General features: G+C 59.9%; 12 protein-coding genes. 11 read left to right on the forward strand and 1 reads right to left on the reverse strand.

All coding sequences use genetic code 11. The features are described 5' to 3' along the window. Positions 1-2 precede the first annotated feature (2 nt). The 11 genes from arcA to KI231_RS22725 all read left to right on the forward strand — a co-directional run bounded on the left by arcA (position 3) and on the right by KI231_RS22725 (position 13,331). A complete protein-coding gene (gene arcA / locus KI231_RS22675) occupies positions 3-1,259 on the forward strand; it encodes an arginine deiminase (RefSeq protein ID WP_213026397.1) in 1,257 nt (418 codons plus the stop codon). A gap of 68 nt (positions 1,260-1,327) precedes the next feature. Next, positions 1,328-2,338 (forward strand): ornithine carbamoyltransferase, encoded by a 1,011-nt coding sequence (locus KI231_RS22680; protein WP_064588896.1) that lies wholly within the window; start codon positions 1,328-1,330, stop codon positions 2,336-2,338. Positions 2,339-2,498: 160 nt separating this feature from the next. After that, positions 2,499-3,428, forward strand: a complete 930-nt coding sequence (gene arcC / locus KI231_RS22685) for a carbamate kinase (protein ID WP_213026398.1) — start codon at positions 2,499-2,501, stop codon at positions 3,426-3,428. A 62-nt stretch (positions 3,429-3,490) separates the two neighbouring features. Next, a complete protein-coding gene (locus tag KI231_RS22690) occupies positions 3,491-3,853 on the forward strand; it encodes a DUF5064 family protein (RefSeq protein WP_103303970.1) in 363 nt (120 codons plus the stop codon). A 246-nt stretch (positions 3,854-4,099) separates the two neighbouring features. After that, entirely contained in the window at positions 4,100-5,608 is a 1,509-nt protein-coding gene (gene gcsR / locus KI231_RS22695; protein WP_103303968.1) for a transcriptional regulator GcsR, read from the forward strand. Positions 5,609-6,039: 431 nt separating this feature from the next. Further along, on the forward strand, positions 6,040-6,423 hold the full coding sequence (gene gcvH / locus KI231_RS22700) for a glycine cleavage system protein GcvH (protein ID WP_103303967.1): 384 nt from the start codon (positions 6,040-6,042) through the stop codon (positions 6,421-6,423). A 10-nt stretch (positions 6,424-6,433) separates the two neighbouring features. Beyond that, positions 6,434-9,286 (forward strand): aminomethyl-transferring glycine dehydrogenase, encoded by a 2,853-nt coding sequence (gene gcvP / locus KI231_RS22705; RefSeq protein ID WP_213026399.1) that lies wholly within the window; start codon positions 6,434-6,436, stop codon positions 9,284-9,286. Positions 9,287-9,485: 199 nt separating this feature from the next. Then, positions 9,486-10,862 carry an L-serine ammonia-lyase gene (locus KI231_RS22710; RefSeq protein WP_213026400.1) on the forward strand — a complete coding sequence of 459 codons (1,377 nt, stop codon included), beginning with the start codon at positions 9,486-9,488 and terminating at the stop codon, positions 10,860-10,862. Positions 10,863-11,003: 141 nt separating this feature from the next. Next, positions 11,004-12,128: a glycine cleavage system aminomethyltransferase GcvT gene (gene gcvT, locus KI231_RS22715; RefSeq protein WP_213026401.1), complete on the forward strand. Its 1,125-nt coding sequence runs from the start codon at positions 11,004-11,006 to the stop codon at positions 12,126-12,128. A gap of 405 nt (positions 12,129-12,533) precedes the next feature. Next, positions 12,534-12,746 (forward strand): cold-shock protein, encoded by a 213-nt coding sequence (locus KI231_RS22720; RefSeq protein WP_003175786.1) that lies wholly within the window; start codon positions 12,534-12,536, stop codon positions 12,744-12,746. Between the two features lie 96 nt (positions 12,747-12,842). Next, positions 12,843-13,331: an RDD family protein gene (locus tag KI231_RS22725; RefSeq protein ID WP_103303963.1), complete on the forward strand. Its 489-nt coding sequence runs from the start codon at positions 12,843-12,845 to the stop codon at positions 13,329-13,331. 135 nt (positions 13,332-13,466) lie between these two features. Here the strand turns inward: KI231_RS22725 and nadA are convergent, their stop codons facing one another. Then, positions 13,467-14,525, reverse strand: a complete 1,059-nt coding sequence (gene nadA, locus KI231_RS22730) for a quinolinate synthase NadA (protein ID WP_213026402.1) — start codon at positions 14,523-14,525, stop codon at positions 13,467-13,469. Positions 14,526-14,712 lie beyond the last annotated feature (187 nt).

Consider the following 14,712-nt stretch of genomic DNA (forward strand, 5'->3'; position numbering starts at 1 on the left):
CAATGACCACGGAAAAAGTTAAGTACGGCGTCCATTCCGAAGCCGGCAAACTGCGCAAAGTCATGGTCTGCTCCCCTGGTCTGGCCCATCAGCGGCTCACCCCGAACAACTGCGATGAACTGCTGTTCGATGATGTGCTGTGGGTTGCCCAGGCCAAACGCGACCACTTCGACTTCGTCACCAAAATGCGTGAGCGCGGGATCGACGTGCTGGAAATGCACAACCTGCTGACCGACATCGTCGCCATCCCGGAAGCACTGGACTGGATTCTTGAGCGCAAGGTCACCGCCGATTCGGTGGGCCTGGGCCTGATCAGCGAAGTGAAATCCTGGCTGAAAAGCCTGGAGCCGCGACACATCGCCGAATTCCTGATTGGCGGCGTGTCCGCCGATGATCTGCCGGACAGTTTCGGTGGCAAGACCATCCAGATGTTCCGCGACTTCCTCGGCCACTCCAGCTTCATTCTGCCGCCGCTGCCGAACACCCAGTTCACCCGCGACACCACCTGCTGGATCTATGGCGGCGTGACGCTGAACCCGATGTACTGGCCGGCGCGTCGTCAGGAAACCCTGCTGACCACTGCCATCTACAAATTCCACCCGCAGTTCACCAACGCCGATTTCGAGATCTGGTACGGCGACCCGGACAAGGACCACGGCAGCTCCACCCTTGAGGGCGGTGATGTGATGCCGATCGGCAACGGCGTGGTGTTGATCGGTATGGGCGAGCGCTCATCCCGTCAGGCCATCGGCCAACTGGCGCTGAACCTGTTCAAGAACAAAGCCGTGGAAAAAGTCATCGTCGCCGGCCTGCCAAAGTCCCGCGCAGCGATGCACCTGGACACCGTGTTCAGCTTCTGCGACCGCGACCTGGTGACGATCTTTCCGGAAGTGGTCAACCAGATCGTCGCGTTCACCCTGCGCCCTGACGAAAGCAAACAGGGCGGCATCGACATTCGCCGCGAAGAAACCAACTTCCTCGACACCGTCGCCGCCGCTCTCAATCTGCCGAAACTGCGCGTGGTGGAAACCGGCGGCAACAGCTTCGCCGCCGAACGCGAGCAATGGGACGACGGCAACAACGTGGTGGCAGTGGAACCGGGCGTGGTCATCGGCTACGACCGCAACACCTACACCAACACCCTGCTGCGCAAAGCAGGCGTTGAGGTCATCACCATCAGCGCCGGGGAACTGGGCCGTGGTCGTGGCGGCGGCCACTGCATGACCTGCCCGATCATCCGCGACCCGATCGACTACTAAACCTCTGAGCCCTGATCGCACTTATCCAGTGCGATCAGGGGGATAACCGATACCGAAGGAGATCCATCATGGCTTTCAATATTCACAACCGTAACCTGCTCAGCCTGGAACACCACACCCCACGTGAGCTGCGTTACCTGCTCGACCTGTCCCGCGATCTGAAGCGCGCCAAATACACCGGCACCGAGCAGCAACACCTGAAGGGCAACAACATCGCCCTGATCTTCGAAAAAACCTCGACCCGCACCCGTTGCGCGTTCGAAGTCGCCGCTTATGACCAGGGCGCCAATGTCACTTACATCGACCCGAACTCCTCGCAGATCGGCCACAAGGAAAGCATGAAGGACACAGCCCGCGTGCTGGGTCGCATGTACGACGCCATCGAATACCGTGGCTTCAAACAGGAAATCGTCGAGGAACTGGCCAAGTTCGCCGGCGTGCCGGTGTTCAACGGTCTGACCGACGAATATCACCCGACCCAGATGATCGCCGACGTGCTGACCATGCGTGAGCACGCCGACAAGCCGATCCATGAAATCAGCTACGCCTACCTCGGCGACGCGCGCAACAACATGGGTAATTCGCTGCTGCTGGTCGGCGCCAAACTCGGCATGGACGTGCGCATCTGCGCGCCGAAAGCGCTGTGGCCGCATGACGATCTGGTCGAGCGCTGCCACAAATACGCGGAAGAAAGCGGTGCGCGCATCACCCTGACCGAAGACCCGAAAGCCGCAGTCAAAGGCGTCGACTTCATCCACACCGACGTCTGGGTGTCGATGGGCGAGCCGGTGGAAGCGTGGGCCGAGCGTATCCAGCAACTGCTGCCGTACCAGGTCAACAAAGAGCTGATGAAAGCCACCGGCAACCCGCGCACCAAGTTCATGCACTGCCTGCCGGCGTTCCACAACAGCGACACCAAGGTCGGCAAACAGATCGCCGAGCAGTATCCACACCTGGCCAACGGCATCGAAGTCACCGACGACGTGTTCGAATCGCCAGCCTGCATCGCCTTCGAGCAAGCGGAAAACCGCATGCACACCATCAAGGCGATTCTGGTCTCGACCCTGGCTGATCTGTAATTGATCGACACGGTCACTGTGGGAGCTGGCTTGCCAGCGATAGCGGTGTGTCAGCCGACAGAAATGCTGACGGATACACCGCCATCGCGGGCAAGCCCGGCTCCCACAGGGATCGCATTCGTCCTGCACGAACTCACTGTTTTCCAGAAGGACATGCACCATGCGTATCGTCGTAGCTCTGGGCGGTAACGCCCTGCTCCGCCGTGGCGAACCGATGACCGCTGACAACCAGCGCGCCAACATCCGCATCGCCACCGAGCAAATCGCCAAGATCCATCCCGGCAACCAACTGGTCATCGCCCACGGCAATGGCCCGCAAGTCGGCCTGCTGTCGCTGCAAGCGGCGGCCTATACCTCCGTCTCCCCCTACCCGCTGGACGTGCTCGGTGCAGAAACCGAAGGCATGATCGGCTACATCATCGAACAGGAACTGGGTAACTTGCTGGACTTCGAGGTCCCGTTCGCCACCCTGCTCACTCAGGTCGAAGTCGACGCCAACGACCCGGCCTTCAAGAACCCGACCAAGCCGATCGGCCCGGTCTACGACAAGGCCGAAGCGGAAAAACTCGCCGCCGAAAAAGGCTGGGCCATCGCGCCCGACGGCGACAAGTTCCGCCGTGTGGTCGCCAGTCCACGGCCAAAACGCATCTTCGAAATCCGCCCGATCAAGTGGCTGCTGGACAAGGGCAGCATCGTCATTTGCGCCGGTGGCGGCGGCATTCCGACCATGTATGACGAGAACCGCAACCTCAAGGGCATCGAGGCGGTGATCGACAAGGACCTGTGCTCCTCGCTGCTGGCTGAACAACTGGAAGCGGATTTGCTGGTGATCGCCACCGACGTCAACGCCGCGTTCATCGACTTCGGCAAACCGAGCCAGAAAGCCATCGCCGAGGCGCATCCGGACGAACTCGAACGACTGGGTTTTGCCGCAGGTTCCATGGGACCAAAGGTTCAGGCAGCCTGCGAATTCGCGCGCCATACTGGCAAGGTTGCGGTGATCGGTTCGCTGGCAGACATCGAAGCCATCGTCCAGGGCACCGCCGGTACTCGGGTCAGCACGGCGAAGCCCGGCATCAGCTATCGATAATTAGAAACTCCGGGGGCAGGCGTGAGGTCTGCCCTTCTCCCATGCCTTGAAAGGAGAAACCCATGGCCCAGTTCGAACCCGGTCATTTGCATATCGAGCGACATGCGTTGACTGACGACGACGTCAATTACAACGTGTGCCTCGACTATGAAGTGTTCACTGATCCCCAGAAAGGCAAAGGGATACAGTTCACTCTGCATGGCAACATGCAGGGCAAGGACATGAAGGAAACGTTTTTCCTGCCCAAGGAAGAGGCTTACAACTTCGCCCGCGACGTGACACGAATCGCCGAAAAATACGGGATTCCCAAGACTCACAGCCAGATCGGCTCGGTTCACAAACATTACGACTTGATGTTTGAAGACATCCGCAAGCAGCTGGATATGCATTCCGGGGATCCGGTCAATCTTGAGCATTTCGAGTAAACCTTTAAAAGCCCCTCACCCTAACCCTCTCCCGGAGGGAGAGGGGACTGATTGGGGGATGCTTCAAAGTTACGCCGAACTGACCCTGCATCACTGAATCCATAATCGACTCGATTTTTCAGGTCGACATGTAGCGCCAGACACCTCGGTCGGCTCCCTCTCCCTCCGGGAGAGGGCTGGGGTGAGGGTGTTTTTGATTTAAGGCATACTTGCCACCCTCCGCAATCCAGAACTCAAAACCGCCCCATGCGTATCCACGTCAGCTTCATCGACCGCGTCGGCATCACCCAGGAAGTCCTGGCTATCCTCGGTGGGCGCAATCTCAATCTGGATGCCGTGGAGATGATCCCGCCGAACGTCTACATCGACGCTCCGACCTTGAGCCCGCAAGTGCTCGAAGAACTGAAGGACGCGTTGTTCCGTGTGCGCGGCGTGGAGGCGGTGACCGTGGTCGACATCCTCCCCGGTCAGCGTCGGCACTTGCAACTCGACGCATTGCTCGCGGCGATGACTGATCCCGTTTTGGCGCTCGACAGTGCCGGCAAAGTCTTGCTGGCCAATCCGGCGTTGATCGCGTTGTACGGTCGCGAACCGGCCGGCGAAAGCGTCGCGGAACTGTTCAACGATCCCGGCCTGCTCGACACCCTGCTCGAACACGGCTTCCGTCTGCCGCTGCGCGAGATCACCGTCAACGGCCAGACCCTGTTGCTCGACGCCACGCCGATCACCGACGCTGGCGCCCTGCTGACCTTGTATCAACCGAACCGCATCGGCGAACAGCTGTCGGCGTTGCACCATGACCACGCCGAAGGCTTCGATGCCCTGCTCGGCGAATCTCCGGCGATTCGTACCCTCAAGGCTCGCGCTCAAAGAGTGGCAGCCCTGGATGCGCCGCTGTTGATCCAGGGTGAAACCGGCACCGGTAAAGAATTGGTGGCCCGCGCCTGCCACGCCATCAGTGCGCGACACAGCGCACCGTTTCTCGCGCTGAACTGCGCGGCTCTGCCGGAGAACCTCGCCGAAAGCGAACTGTTCGGCTACGCCCCCGGCGCCTTCACCGGCGCGGCGCGCGGCGGCAAACCGGGACTGATGGAACTGGCGAATCAGGGCACGGTGTTTCTCGACGAAATCGGCGAGATGTCGCCGTACTTGCAGGCGAAACTGCTGCGTTTCCTCAATGACGGCAGTTTCCGTCGGGTCGGCGGTGATCGCGAGGTGAAGGTCAACGTGCGGATCCTCAGCGCGACTCACCGTGACCTGGAAAAAATGGTCAGCGAAGGCTTGTTCCGCGAAGACCTGTTCTATCGCCTCAATGTGCTCAACGTCGAAGTGCCGCCACTGCGCGAACGCGGTCAGGACATCCTGTTGCTGGCGCGCTATTTCATGCAACAGGCGTGCGCGCAAATCCAGCGCCCGGTCTGCCGCCTCGCCCCCGGTACCTATCCGGCGCTGCTCGGCAACCGCTGGCCGGGCAATGTGCGCCAGTTGCAGAACGTGATCTTCCGCGCCGCCGCGATCTGCGAAAGCAGCCTGGTCGACATCGGCGATCTCGATATCGCCGGCACCTCCGTTGCGCGGCAGACTGACAGCGACGTCGACAGCCTCGAACAAGCGGTCGAGTCGTTCGAAAAGTCGCTGCTGGAAAAACTCTACGTCAGCTACCCCTCGACCCGGCAACTGGCGAGCCGCTTGCAGACCTCGCACACCGCTATCGCCCATCGGTTGCGCAAGTACGGCATTCCCAACAAGCCCTGAGCACAATGCAAAACCTGTGGGAGCTGGCTTGCCAGCGATAGCGGTGGGTCAGTCACCTGCAATATCACAGGTAAAGACGTTATCGCTGGCAAGCCAGCTCCCACAGGGTTATGTGACGGATTCGAAATCCGCTCAAAAACGACCTCCATCTGTACTGAAAGCGCTACAGCGGAACGATATCGCTACACCCTCCTCCGGTCACCGCTGTGCAAGGCTTTGATCCGCTTCAGCTTTTCTCCTTGCCTTAAGCTGTAGCGATTTCGCTACAGGCGCTCGATTCTGACCTCTCGCAAAAATAGTTAACTATCTGATTTATATAGATAAATCCAAGATGGCCGCGTTCTTGCTAATGAACCCTTCATAAATAAGGGCTTCCCTGCCCACGCCTTCAACCGCGTCCACCAGACGAGTCTGGCCCCTGAGGAGTTTCCATGAGCGAGTTGCGTTTTACTGAAGATCACGAATGGCTGCGCGCCGAAGCTGACGGCTCTGTCACTGTCGGCATCACCGCTTTCGCGCAGAACGCCTTGGGCGACGTGGTGTTCGTGCAACTGCCTGAACTGCAGGCTTATGAAAAAGGCGCTGAAGCCGCCACCGTGGAATCGGTAAAAGCCGCCAGCGGCGTGTACATGCCGCTGGACGGTGACGTACTGGAAGTGAACCCGGCACTGGAAGACGCCCCGGAACTGGTCAACGAAGATCCGCTGGGCCAAGGCTGGTTCTTCCGCTTCCAGCCAAGCGACGCCGCCGCTGTCGGCAAACTGCTGGATCAAGACGCTTACGACCGTCTGATCAAAGCCCAAGCCGAAGCCTGAGGAACCTGACATGACCCAAGTACAACTCGGCACCGCCAACGAATTCATCGCCCGTCACATCGGCCCGCGCGCCGGTGACGAGCAAGCCATGCTCAACAGCCTCGGATTCGATTCGCTCGAAGCCCTGAGCGCCAGCGTCATCCCGGAAAGCATCAAGGGCACCAGCGTGCTCGGCATGGACGACGGTCTGAGCGAAGCCGATGCCCTGGCGATGATCAAATCGATCGCCGGCAAGAATCAGCTGTTCAAGACCTACATCGGCCAGGGCTACTACAACTGCCACACGCCGTCGCCGATCCTGCGCAACCTCCTGGAAAACCCGGCCTGGTACACCGCTTACACGCCGTACCAGCCAGAAATTTCCCAGGGCCGTCTTGAAGCGCTGCTGAACTTCCAGACCCTGATCAGCGACCTCACCGGCCTGCCGATCGCCAACGCTTCCCTGCTCGACGAAGCCACCGCCGCTGCCGAAGCCATGACCTTCTGCAAACGTTTGAGCAAGAACAAAGGCAGCCACCAGTTCTTCGCCTCGATCCACAGCCACCCGCAAACCCTCGACGTGCTACGCACCCGTGCCGAGCCGCTGGGCATCGAAGTCGTTGTGGGCGATGAGCGTGAACTGACCGACGTGACGCCATTCTTTGGCGCGCTGCTGCAATACCCGGCCAGCAACGGTGATGTGTTCGACTACCGCGAACTGACCGAACGCTTCCACGCCGCCAATGCGCTGGTTGCGGTCGCCGCTGACCTGCTGGCCCTGACCCTGCTGACCGCCCCGGGCGAGTTCGGCGCGGACGTCGCTATCGGTTCGGCACAACGCTTCGGCGTGCCGCTGGGCTTCGGTGGCCCGCACGCGGCTTACTTCTCCACCAAGGATGCATTCAAGCGTGACATGCCGGGCCGTCTGGTCGGTGTTTCGGTTGACCGTTTCGGCAAACCGGCGCTGCGTCTGGCGATGCAGACCCGCGAGCAACACATCCGCCGCGAGAAGGCCACGTCGAACATCTGCACCGCGCAAGTGCTGCTGGCCAACATCGCCAGCATGTACGCCGTCTACCACGGCCCGAAAGGCCTGACGCAGATTGCCAATCGCGTGCATCACCTGACCGCGATTCTCGCCAAGGGCTTGACCGCGCTGGGCCTGAAGGTCGAGCAGGAAAGCTTCTTCGACACCCTGACTCTGGCCACCGGCGCGCAAACCGCCGCGCTGCACGACAAGGCTCACGCTGCGCAGATCAACCTGCGCGTGATTGATGCCGAACGTCTGGGCCTGTCGGTCGACGAAACCACCACTCAGGCTGACATCGAAACCCTGTGGAGCCTGTTCGCCGACGGCAAGAGCCTGCCGGACTTCGCTGCGCTGGCCGCTTCGGTACACAGCACCATCCCGGCTGCGCTGGTACGTCAGTCGCCAATCCTCAGCCACCCGGTGTTCAACCGTTATCACTCGGAAACGGAGCTGATGCGCTACCTGCGCAAACTGGCGGACAAGGACCTGGCACTGGATCGCACCATGATCCCGCTGGGCTCGTGCACCATGAAACTCAACGCCGCCAGCGAAATGATCCCGGTGACCTGGGCCGAATTCGGCGCCCTGCACCCGTTCGCTCCAGCAGCGCAAAGCGCCGGTTATCAGCAACTGACCGACGAACTGGAAGCGATGCTCTGCGCCGCCACCGGCTACGACGCGATCTCGCTGCAACCGAACGCCGGTTCGCAGGGTGAATACGCCGGCCTGCTGGCGATCCGCGCCTACCACCAGAGCCGTGGAGATGAGCGTCGCGACATCTGCCTGATCCCGTCGTCGGCCCACGGCACCAACCCGGCCACCGCCAACATGGCAGGCATGCGCGTGGTTGTGACTGCGTGCGATGCCCGTGGCAACGTCGACATCGAAGACCTGCGTGCCAAGGCCATCGAGCACCGCGAACACCTCGCCGCGCTGATGATCACCTACCCGTCGACCCACGGCGTGTTTGAAGAAGGCATCCGCGAAATCTGCGGGATCATTCACGACAACGGCGGCCAGGTGTACATCGACGGCGCCAACATGAACGCGATGGTCGGCCTCTGCGCACCGGGCAAGTTCGGCGGCGATGTTTCGCACTTGAACCTGCACAAGACCTTTTGTATTCCGCACGGCGGTGGCGGCCCGGGCGTCGGCCCGATTGGCGTCAAGTCGCACCTGACACCGTTCCTGCCGGGCCATGGCCAGATGGAACGCAAAGAAGGCGCGGTTTGCGCGGCACCGTTCGGCAGCGCGAGTATTCTGCCGATCACCTGGATGTACATTCGCATGATGGGCGGCGCCGGTCTGAAGCGCGCTTCGCAACTGGCGATTCTCAATGCCAACTACATTTCCCGTCGTCTGGAAGAGCACTACCCAGTGCTGTACACCGGCAGCAACGGTCTGGTGGCGCACGAGTGCATCCTTGATCTGCGTCCGCTCAAAGACAGCAGCGGCATCAGCGTCGATGACGTCGCCAAGCGTCTGATCGACTTCGGCTTCCACGCGCCGACCATGTCGTTCCCGGTCGCGGGCACGTTGATGATCGAGCCGACCGAAAGCGAATCCAAGGAAGAACTGGACCGTTTCTGCGACGCCATGATCCGCATCCGCGAAGAAATCCGCGCCGTGGAAAACGGCACGCTGGACAAGGATGACAACCCGTTGAAGAACGCCCCGCACACCGCGGCAGAGCTGGTTGGCGAATGGACCCACCCGTACAGCCGCGAGCAAGCGGTGTATCCGGTGGCGTCGTTGATCGAAGGTAAATACTGGCCGCCGGTCGGTCGCGTCGACAACGTGTTCGGCGACCGCAACCTGGTCTGCGCCTGCCCGTCGATCGAAAGCTACGCTTAAAGGAATGGGGGCATTCATTTGCCCCCATTCCCGACAACACCGCAAAACCTGTGGGAGCTGGCTTGCCAGCGATGAGGGTGGATCAGTCTCCACTTCTATTGCCTGACACACCGCCATCGCTGGCAAGCCAGCTCCCACAAGGAACGCATCAAGCCTGATATTCCGCCAATTCCTATAACAAGAAACCGGAGAACCACTCATGTCGTTAAGCGTGTTCGACCTGTTCAAGATTGGCATCGGCCCCTCCAGTTCCCACACCGTCGGCCCGATGCGCGCTGCTGCGCGCTTCGCTGAAGGCCTGCGGCGAGAAAACCTGCTCGGTGCAACGGCCAGCGTGCGCGTTGAGCTCTACGGATCCCTCGGCGCCACCGGCAAGGGTCACGGCAGCGACAAAGCCGTGCTGCTCGGCCTCGAAGGCGAGCACCCGGACACCGTCGACACCGAAACCGTCGCCGCGCGTTTGCAAGACATTCGCAGCAACGGACGCCTGAACCTGCTCGGCGAACACAGCATTGCGTTCAACGAGAAAGAACACCTAGCGATGATCCGCAAGCCGCTGGCCTATCATCCCAACGGCATGATTTTTCGCGCCTTCGACGCGGCAGGCATTCAGATTCGCAGCCGCGAGTACTACTCGGTCGGTGGCGGTTTCGTGGTCGACGAGGATGCGGCCGGTGCCGATCGCATCGTCGAAGACGCCACGCCGCTGACCTTCCCGTTCAAAAGTGCCAAGGATTTGCTCAGTCATTGCGCCACCTACGGTCTGTCGATCAGTCAGGTGATGCTGACCAACGAAAGCGCCTGGCGCCCGGAAGCGGAAACCCGCGCCGGTCTGCTGAAGATCTGGCAGGTAATGCAGGACTGCGTGGCGGCGGGTTGCCGTAACGAAGGCATCTTGCCGGGTGGTTTGAAGGTCAAACGACGTGCGGCGGCGCTGCATCGGCAACTGTGCAAGAACCCGGAATCAGCGCTGCGCGATCCGTTGTCGGTGCTCGACTGGGTCAACCTCTACGCCTTGGCGGTCAACGAAGAAAACGCCAACGGCGGGCGCGTGGTCACGGCGCCGACCAACGGTGCGGCGGGGATTATTCCTGCTGTTTTGCATTACTACATGCGCTTTATTCCCGGTGCGAATGACGATGGCGTGGTGCGATTTCTGCTCACTGCGGCGGCCATCGGCATTCTCTACAAGGAAAACGCCTCGATCTCCGGCGCCGAAGTCGGTTGTCAGGGTGAAGTCGGCGTTGCCTGCTCAATGGCGGCCGGCGCGTTGTGTGAAGTGCTCGGCGGCAGCGTGCAGCAAGTCGAGAACGCTGCGGAAATCGGCATGGAACATAACCTGGGCCTGACCTGCGACCCGATCGGCGGCCTGGTGCAAGTGCCGTGCATCGAGCGCAATGCGATGGGCTCGGTGAAGGCGATCAACGCGGTGCGCATGGCCATGCGTGGCGACGGTCAACATTTCGTCTCCCTCGACAAAGTCATTCGCACCATGCGCCAGACCGGCGCCGACATGAAAAGCAAATACAAAGAGACCGCCCGCGGCGGACTGGCGGTCAACATTATCGAATGCTGATCACGAACCAGGCCAAACGGATTAACCAACTCTCCCCCGGGAGAGAAACGTAACTAGCTCCCTCTCCCTCCGGGAGAGGGCTGGGGTGAGGGGCTCTTGATCTTGCCCCCGATCCCGAACCCCATTTTCAAGGAGCCACGCATGTCCACCGAACAACTGTCGAAAACCCCGCTGCACGCTCTGCACATCGAACTTGGCGCCCGCATGGTGCCGTTCGCCGGCTACGACATGCCGGTGCAATACCCGCTGGGCGTGATGAAAGAACATCAACACACCCGTGAGCAGGCCGGTCTGTTCGACGTTTCGCACATGGGCCAGATTCGCCTGACCGGTGCCAACGCCGCCAAAGCTCTGGAAACCCTGGTGCCGGTGGACATCATCGACCTGCCAGTGGGCATGCAGCGTTACGCGATGTTCACCAATGAAACCGGCGGCATTCTCGATGACCTGATGGTCGCCAACCTCGGTAACGACGAACTGTTCCTGGTGGTCAACGCGGCGTGCAAGGATCAGGATCTGGCGCATCTGCAAAAACACATCGGCGATCAGTGCACCATTACGGAGCTGTTCGAAGCCCGTGCCCTGCTCGCTCTGCAGGGTCCAGCAGCGGTTACCGTGCTGGCGCGCCTCGCGCCTGAGGTCGCGAAAATGACCTTCATGCAGTTCAACCGCGTGCAACTGTTGGGTGTGGATTGCTTCGTCAGCCGTTCGGGTTACACCGGTGAAGACGGTTTCGAAATCTCGGTGCCAGCCGCCGATGCGGAAAAACTCGCTCGCGCCCTGCTCGCCGAGCCAGAAGTCCAGGCCATTGGCCTTGGCGCTCGCGACTCGCTGCGTCTGGAAGCCGGCCTGTGCCTGTACGGCCACGACATGAACACCGACACCACGCCAATCGAGGCCAGCCTGTTGTGGGCGATCTCCAAGACGCGCCGCGCTGATGGCGCACGGGCCGGCGGTTTCCCGGGTGCAGAACAAGTCTTTGCTCAACAAGAGAACGGTGTCGCGCGTAAACGCGTCGGCCTGCTGCCGCAAGAACGCACGCCAGTGCGTGAAGGCGCGGAGATCGTCAACGAAGCGGGCGAGATCATTGGCAGCGTGTGCAGCGGCGGTTTCGGACCGACTCTGGGCGGGCCATTGGCGATGGGCTACCTCGACAGTGCTTATGTCACCCTCGATACAACCGTTTGGGCCATCGTGCGTGGGAAAAAGGTGCCAATGCTTGTAAGCAAAATGCCATTTGTTCCACAACGCTACTATCGTGGTTGACTGACTGTTTCTATAAGTAACGCGATTGCGTTATGCGTGCACTAATGTGTAACGCAATCGCCACAAAAAAGTGCATTTTCTAACAGTCGATTCGAATATGAACTTTGCTTATAACGTTCGAAAAGATTTGAACAAGCTAATCGTCTAAGCCTGCACTAGTGGACCGACTAACTGCCAGCAAGTGCAGCAAAACCGGGCCCTTGCGGGGGCTTGTTTTTTCTCCCGTAGTTGGCGTAGAGTTTGTCCACTGTGTTTGCATGGGTCAGCTTGGAATCGTGACCTGGGCAGTAGCCTACAAGTTAGCTACATCCCGTTCGACGTCTTCTTACTCTCCTGCAACCAGCCCCAGTACTCTTTCATGAGAAAGAGACTGTCATCAATTTATTGCGTCAAAGGAAATAAGAAATGTCCCAACGTCAGAGCGGTACCGTCAAGTGGTTTAACGACGAGAAAGGTTTTGGTTTTATCACTCCTGAAAGCGGTCCGGATCTGTTCGTGCATTTCCGCGCTATCCAGGGCAACGGCTTCAAGAGCCTGAAAGAAGGCCAGAAAGTGACTTTCGTTGCTGTGCAAGGCCAGAAAGGCATGCAGGCTGACGAAGTACAAGCAGAAGCCTGATCTCTGTAACGAAAAAGCCCCTGATATTGATATCAGGGGCTTTTTTGTGCGCGCGAATCCGTAAAATGGCGCTTCATTTTGCGTCCAGAGGCTGCCATGTCGAAAAACCTGCTCACCCCCCAGGGCGACTTTCCTCCCGTTGGCCTCGGCCGTCGTCTGGCCGCGATGTTCTATGACTTTCTGCTGTGTACCGCTCTGCTGATCGTGACCGGCTTCGTTTACAAGTTGATCCAGGCGGCGATCATCGGCGAAGAACGTCTGCGAGCAATGACCGATGCCGGCAAACTCGACGGCGATCCGCTCTATTCGACAGTGCTGTTGCTGGTGCTGTTTGCCTTCTTCGCCAAGTTCTGGACCCATGGCGGGCAGACACTGGGTATGCAGGTGTGGGGGATTCGCGTGCAGAACGCCAATGGCGAGGCGATCAGCCTGTGGCAGGCGCTGCTGCGCTTCATGGTGTCGATCGCTTCGTGGCTGTGTGTGGGGCTCGGATTCTTCTGGTCGCTGTACGACAAGCAGAAGCGCACGTGGCACGACATCTATTCCGACACCCGCGTGGTGCGGATTCCGAAGAAGACCAAGTAATTTCCAGACGCCAGAAACCACAGTAGGAGTGAGCCTGCTCGCGATAGCGGTGTGTCAGCAAACATAATTGCTATCTGACACACCGCTATCGCGAGCAGGCTCACTCCTACAGGTTTGTTCGTTGCCTGAAAGACCTCAGGCGTTACCGGCCAGCTTCATCCGCGCCGCTTGCGTAAAGTCCAGCATCCGCTTCAACGGCCGAATCGCCTGCGGAATCAACGCCGGATCAACAAAGATCTCGTTTGTCCCTTCCTTCAAGCTCTTGAGCGTGCGCTCAAGGGTATTCATGGCCATCCACGGGCAATGTGCGCAACTGCGGCACGCGGCGCCATTACCGGCGGTTGGCGCTTCAATGAAGACCTTGTCCGGGCACAGCTGCTGCATCTTGTAGAAGATGCCTCGGTCGGTGGCGACAATCAGCGTCTTGTTCGGCAGGCTTTGCGCGGCAGCGATCAATTGACTGGTGGAGCCGACGGCATCGGCCAGTTCGATCACCGACGTCGGCGATTCCGGGTGCACCAGAATTGCCGCGTCCGGGTACAGCGCTTTCATGTCTTCGAGCTGCTTGGACTTGAACTCTTCATGGACGATGCAGGCACCGTCCCAGAGCAGCATATCGGCGCCGGTCTTGCGTTGGATATAAGTGCCCAGATGCTTGTCCGGCCCCCAGATGATGGTCTCGCCGTTGTCCATCAGGCTTTCGACGATTTCCAGTGCGCAGCTCGATGTCACCACCCAGTCGGCCCGCGCCTTCACGGCAGCGGAAGTGTTGGCGTAAACCACTACCGTGCGCTCTGGATGCTGATCGCAGAACGCCGAGAACTCGTCCACCGGGCAACCCAGGTCGAGCGAGCAAGTCGCTTCCAGAGTTGGCATCAGCACACGTTTTTCAGGATTGAGAATCTTCGCGGTCTCGCCCATGAACTTCACGCCGGCGACCACTACGGTCTTGGCCGGATGAGCATTGCCGAAGCGAGCCATCTCCAGGGAGTCGGAGACACAGCCGCCGGTTTCTTCGGCCAGAGCCTGAATCACCGGGTCGCAATAAAAGTGGGCAACCAACACCGCGTCCTGAGCCTTGAGCTCGGCGGCGATGGCAGAACGGTAATAAGCCTCTTCCTCGACCGTCAGCGGTTTGGGCTGCTTGGCATCGAGGTGGGCTTGAACCAGAAGGCGTTCGGAAATCTGCGTCATGTTCGCAAGACCTGCAGGCGCTTTCGCGCGAAAGTCGAGTATACACCCGGCTCCGGACCGCTTGAGGGTACCGCCGGGAGAGTGAGTTTTATCAGGCACGGACAGCGTTGAAGCTGCGCAAGGCTACAGAATATCCCGTTGATACAAAAGATGATTCTGACCTGCGTCAGCGCCGCTGGCGCTGAAA

The sequence above is a fragment of the Pseudomonas sp. Seg1 genome, from assembly GCF_018326005.1.
Taxonomy (GTDB): Bacteria; Pseudomonadota; Gammaproteobacteria; order Pseudomonadales; family Pseudomonadaceae; genus Aquipseudomonas.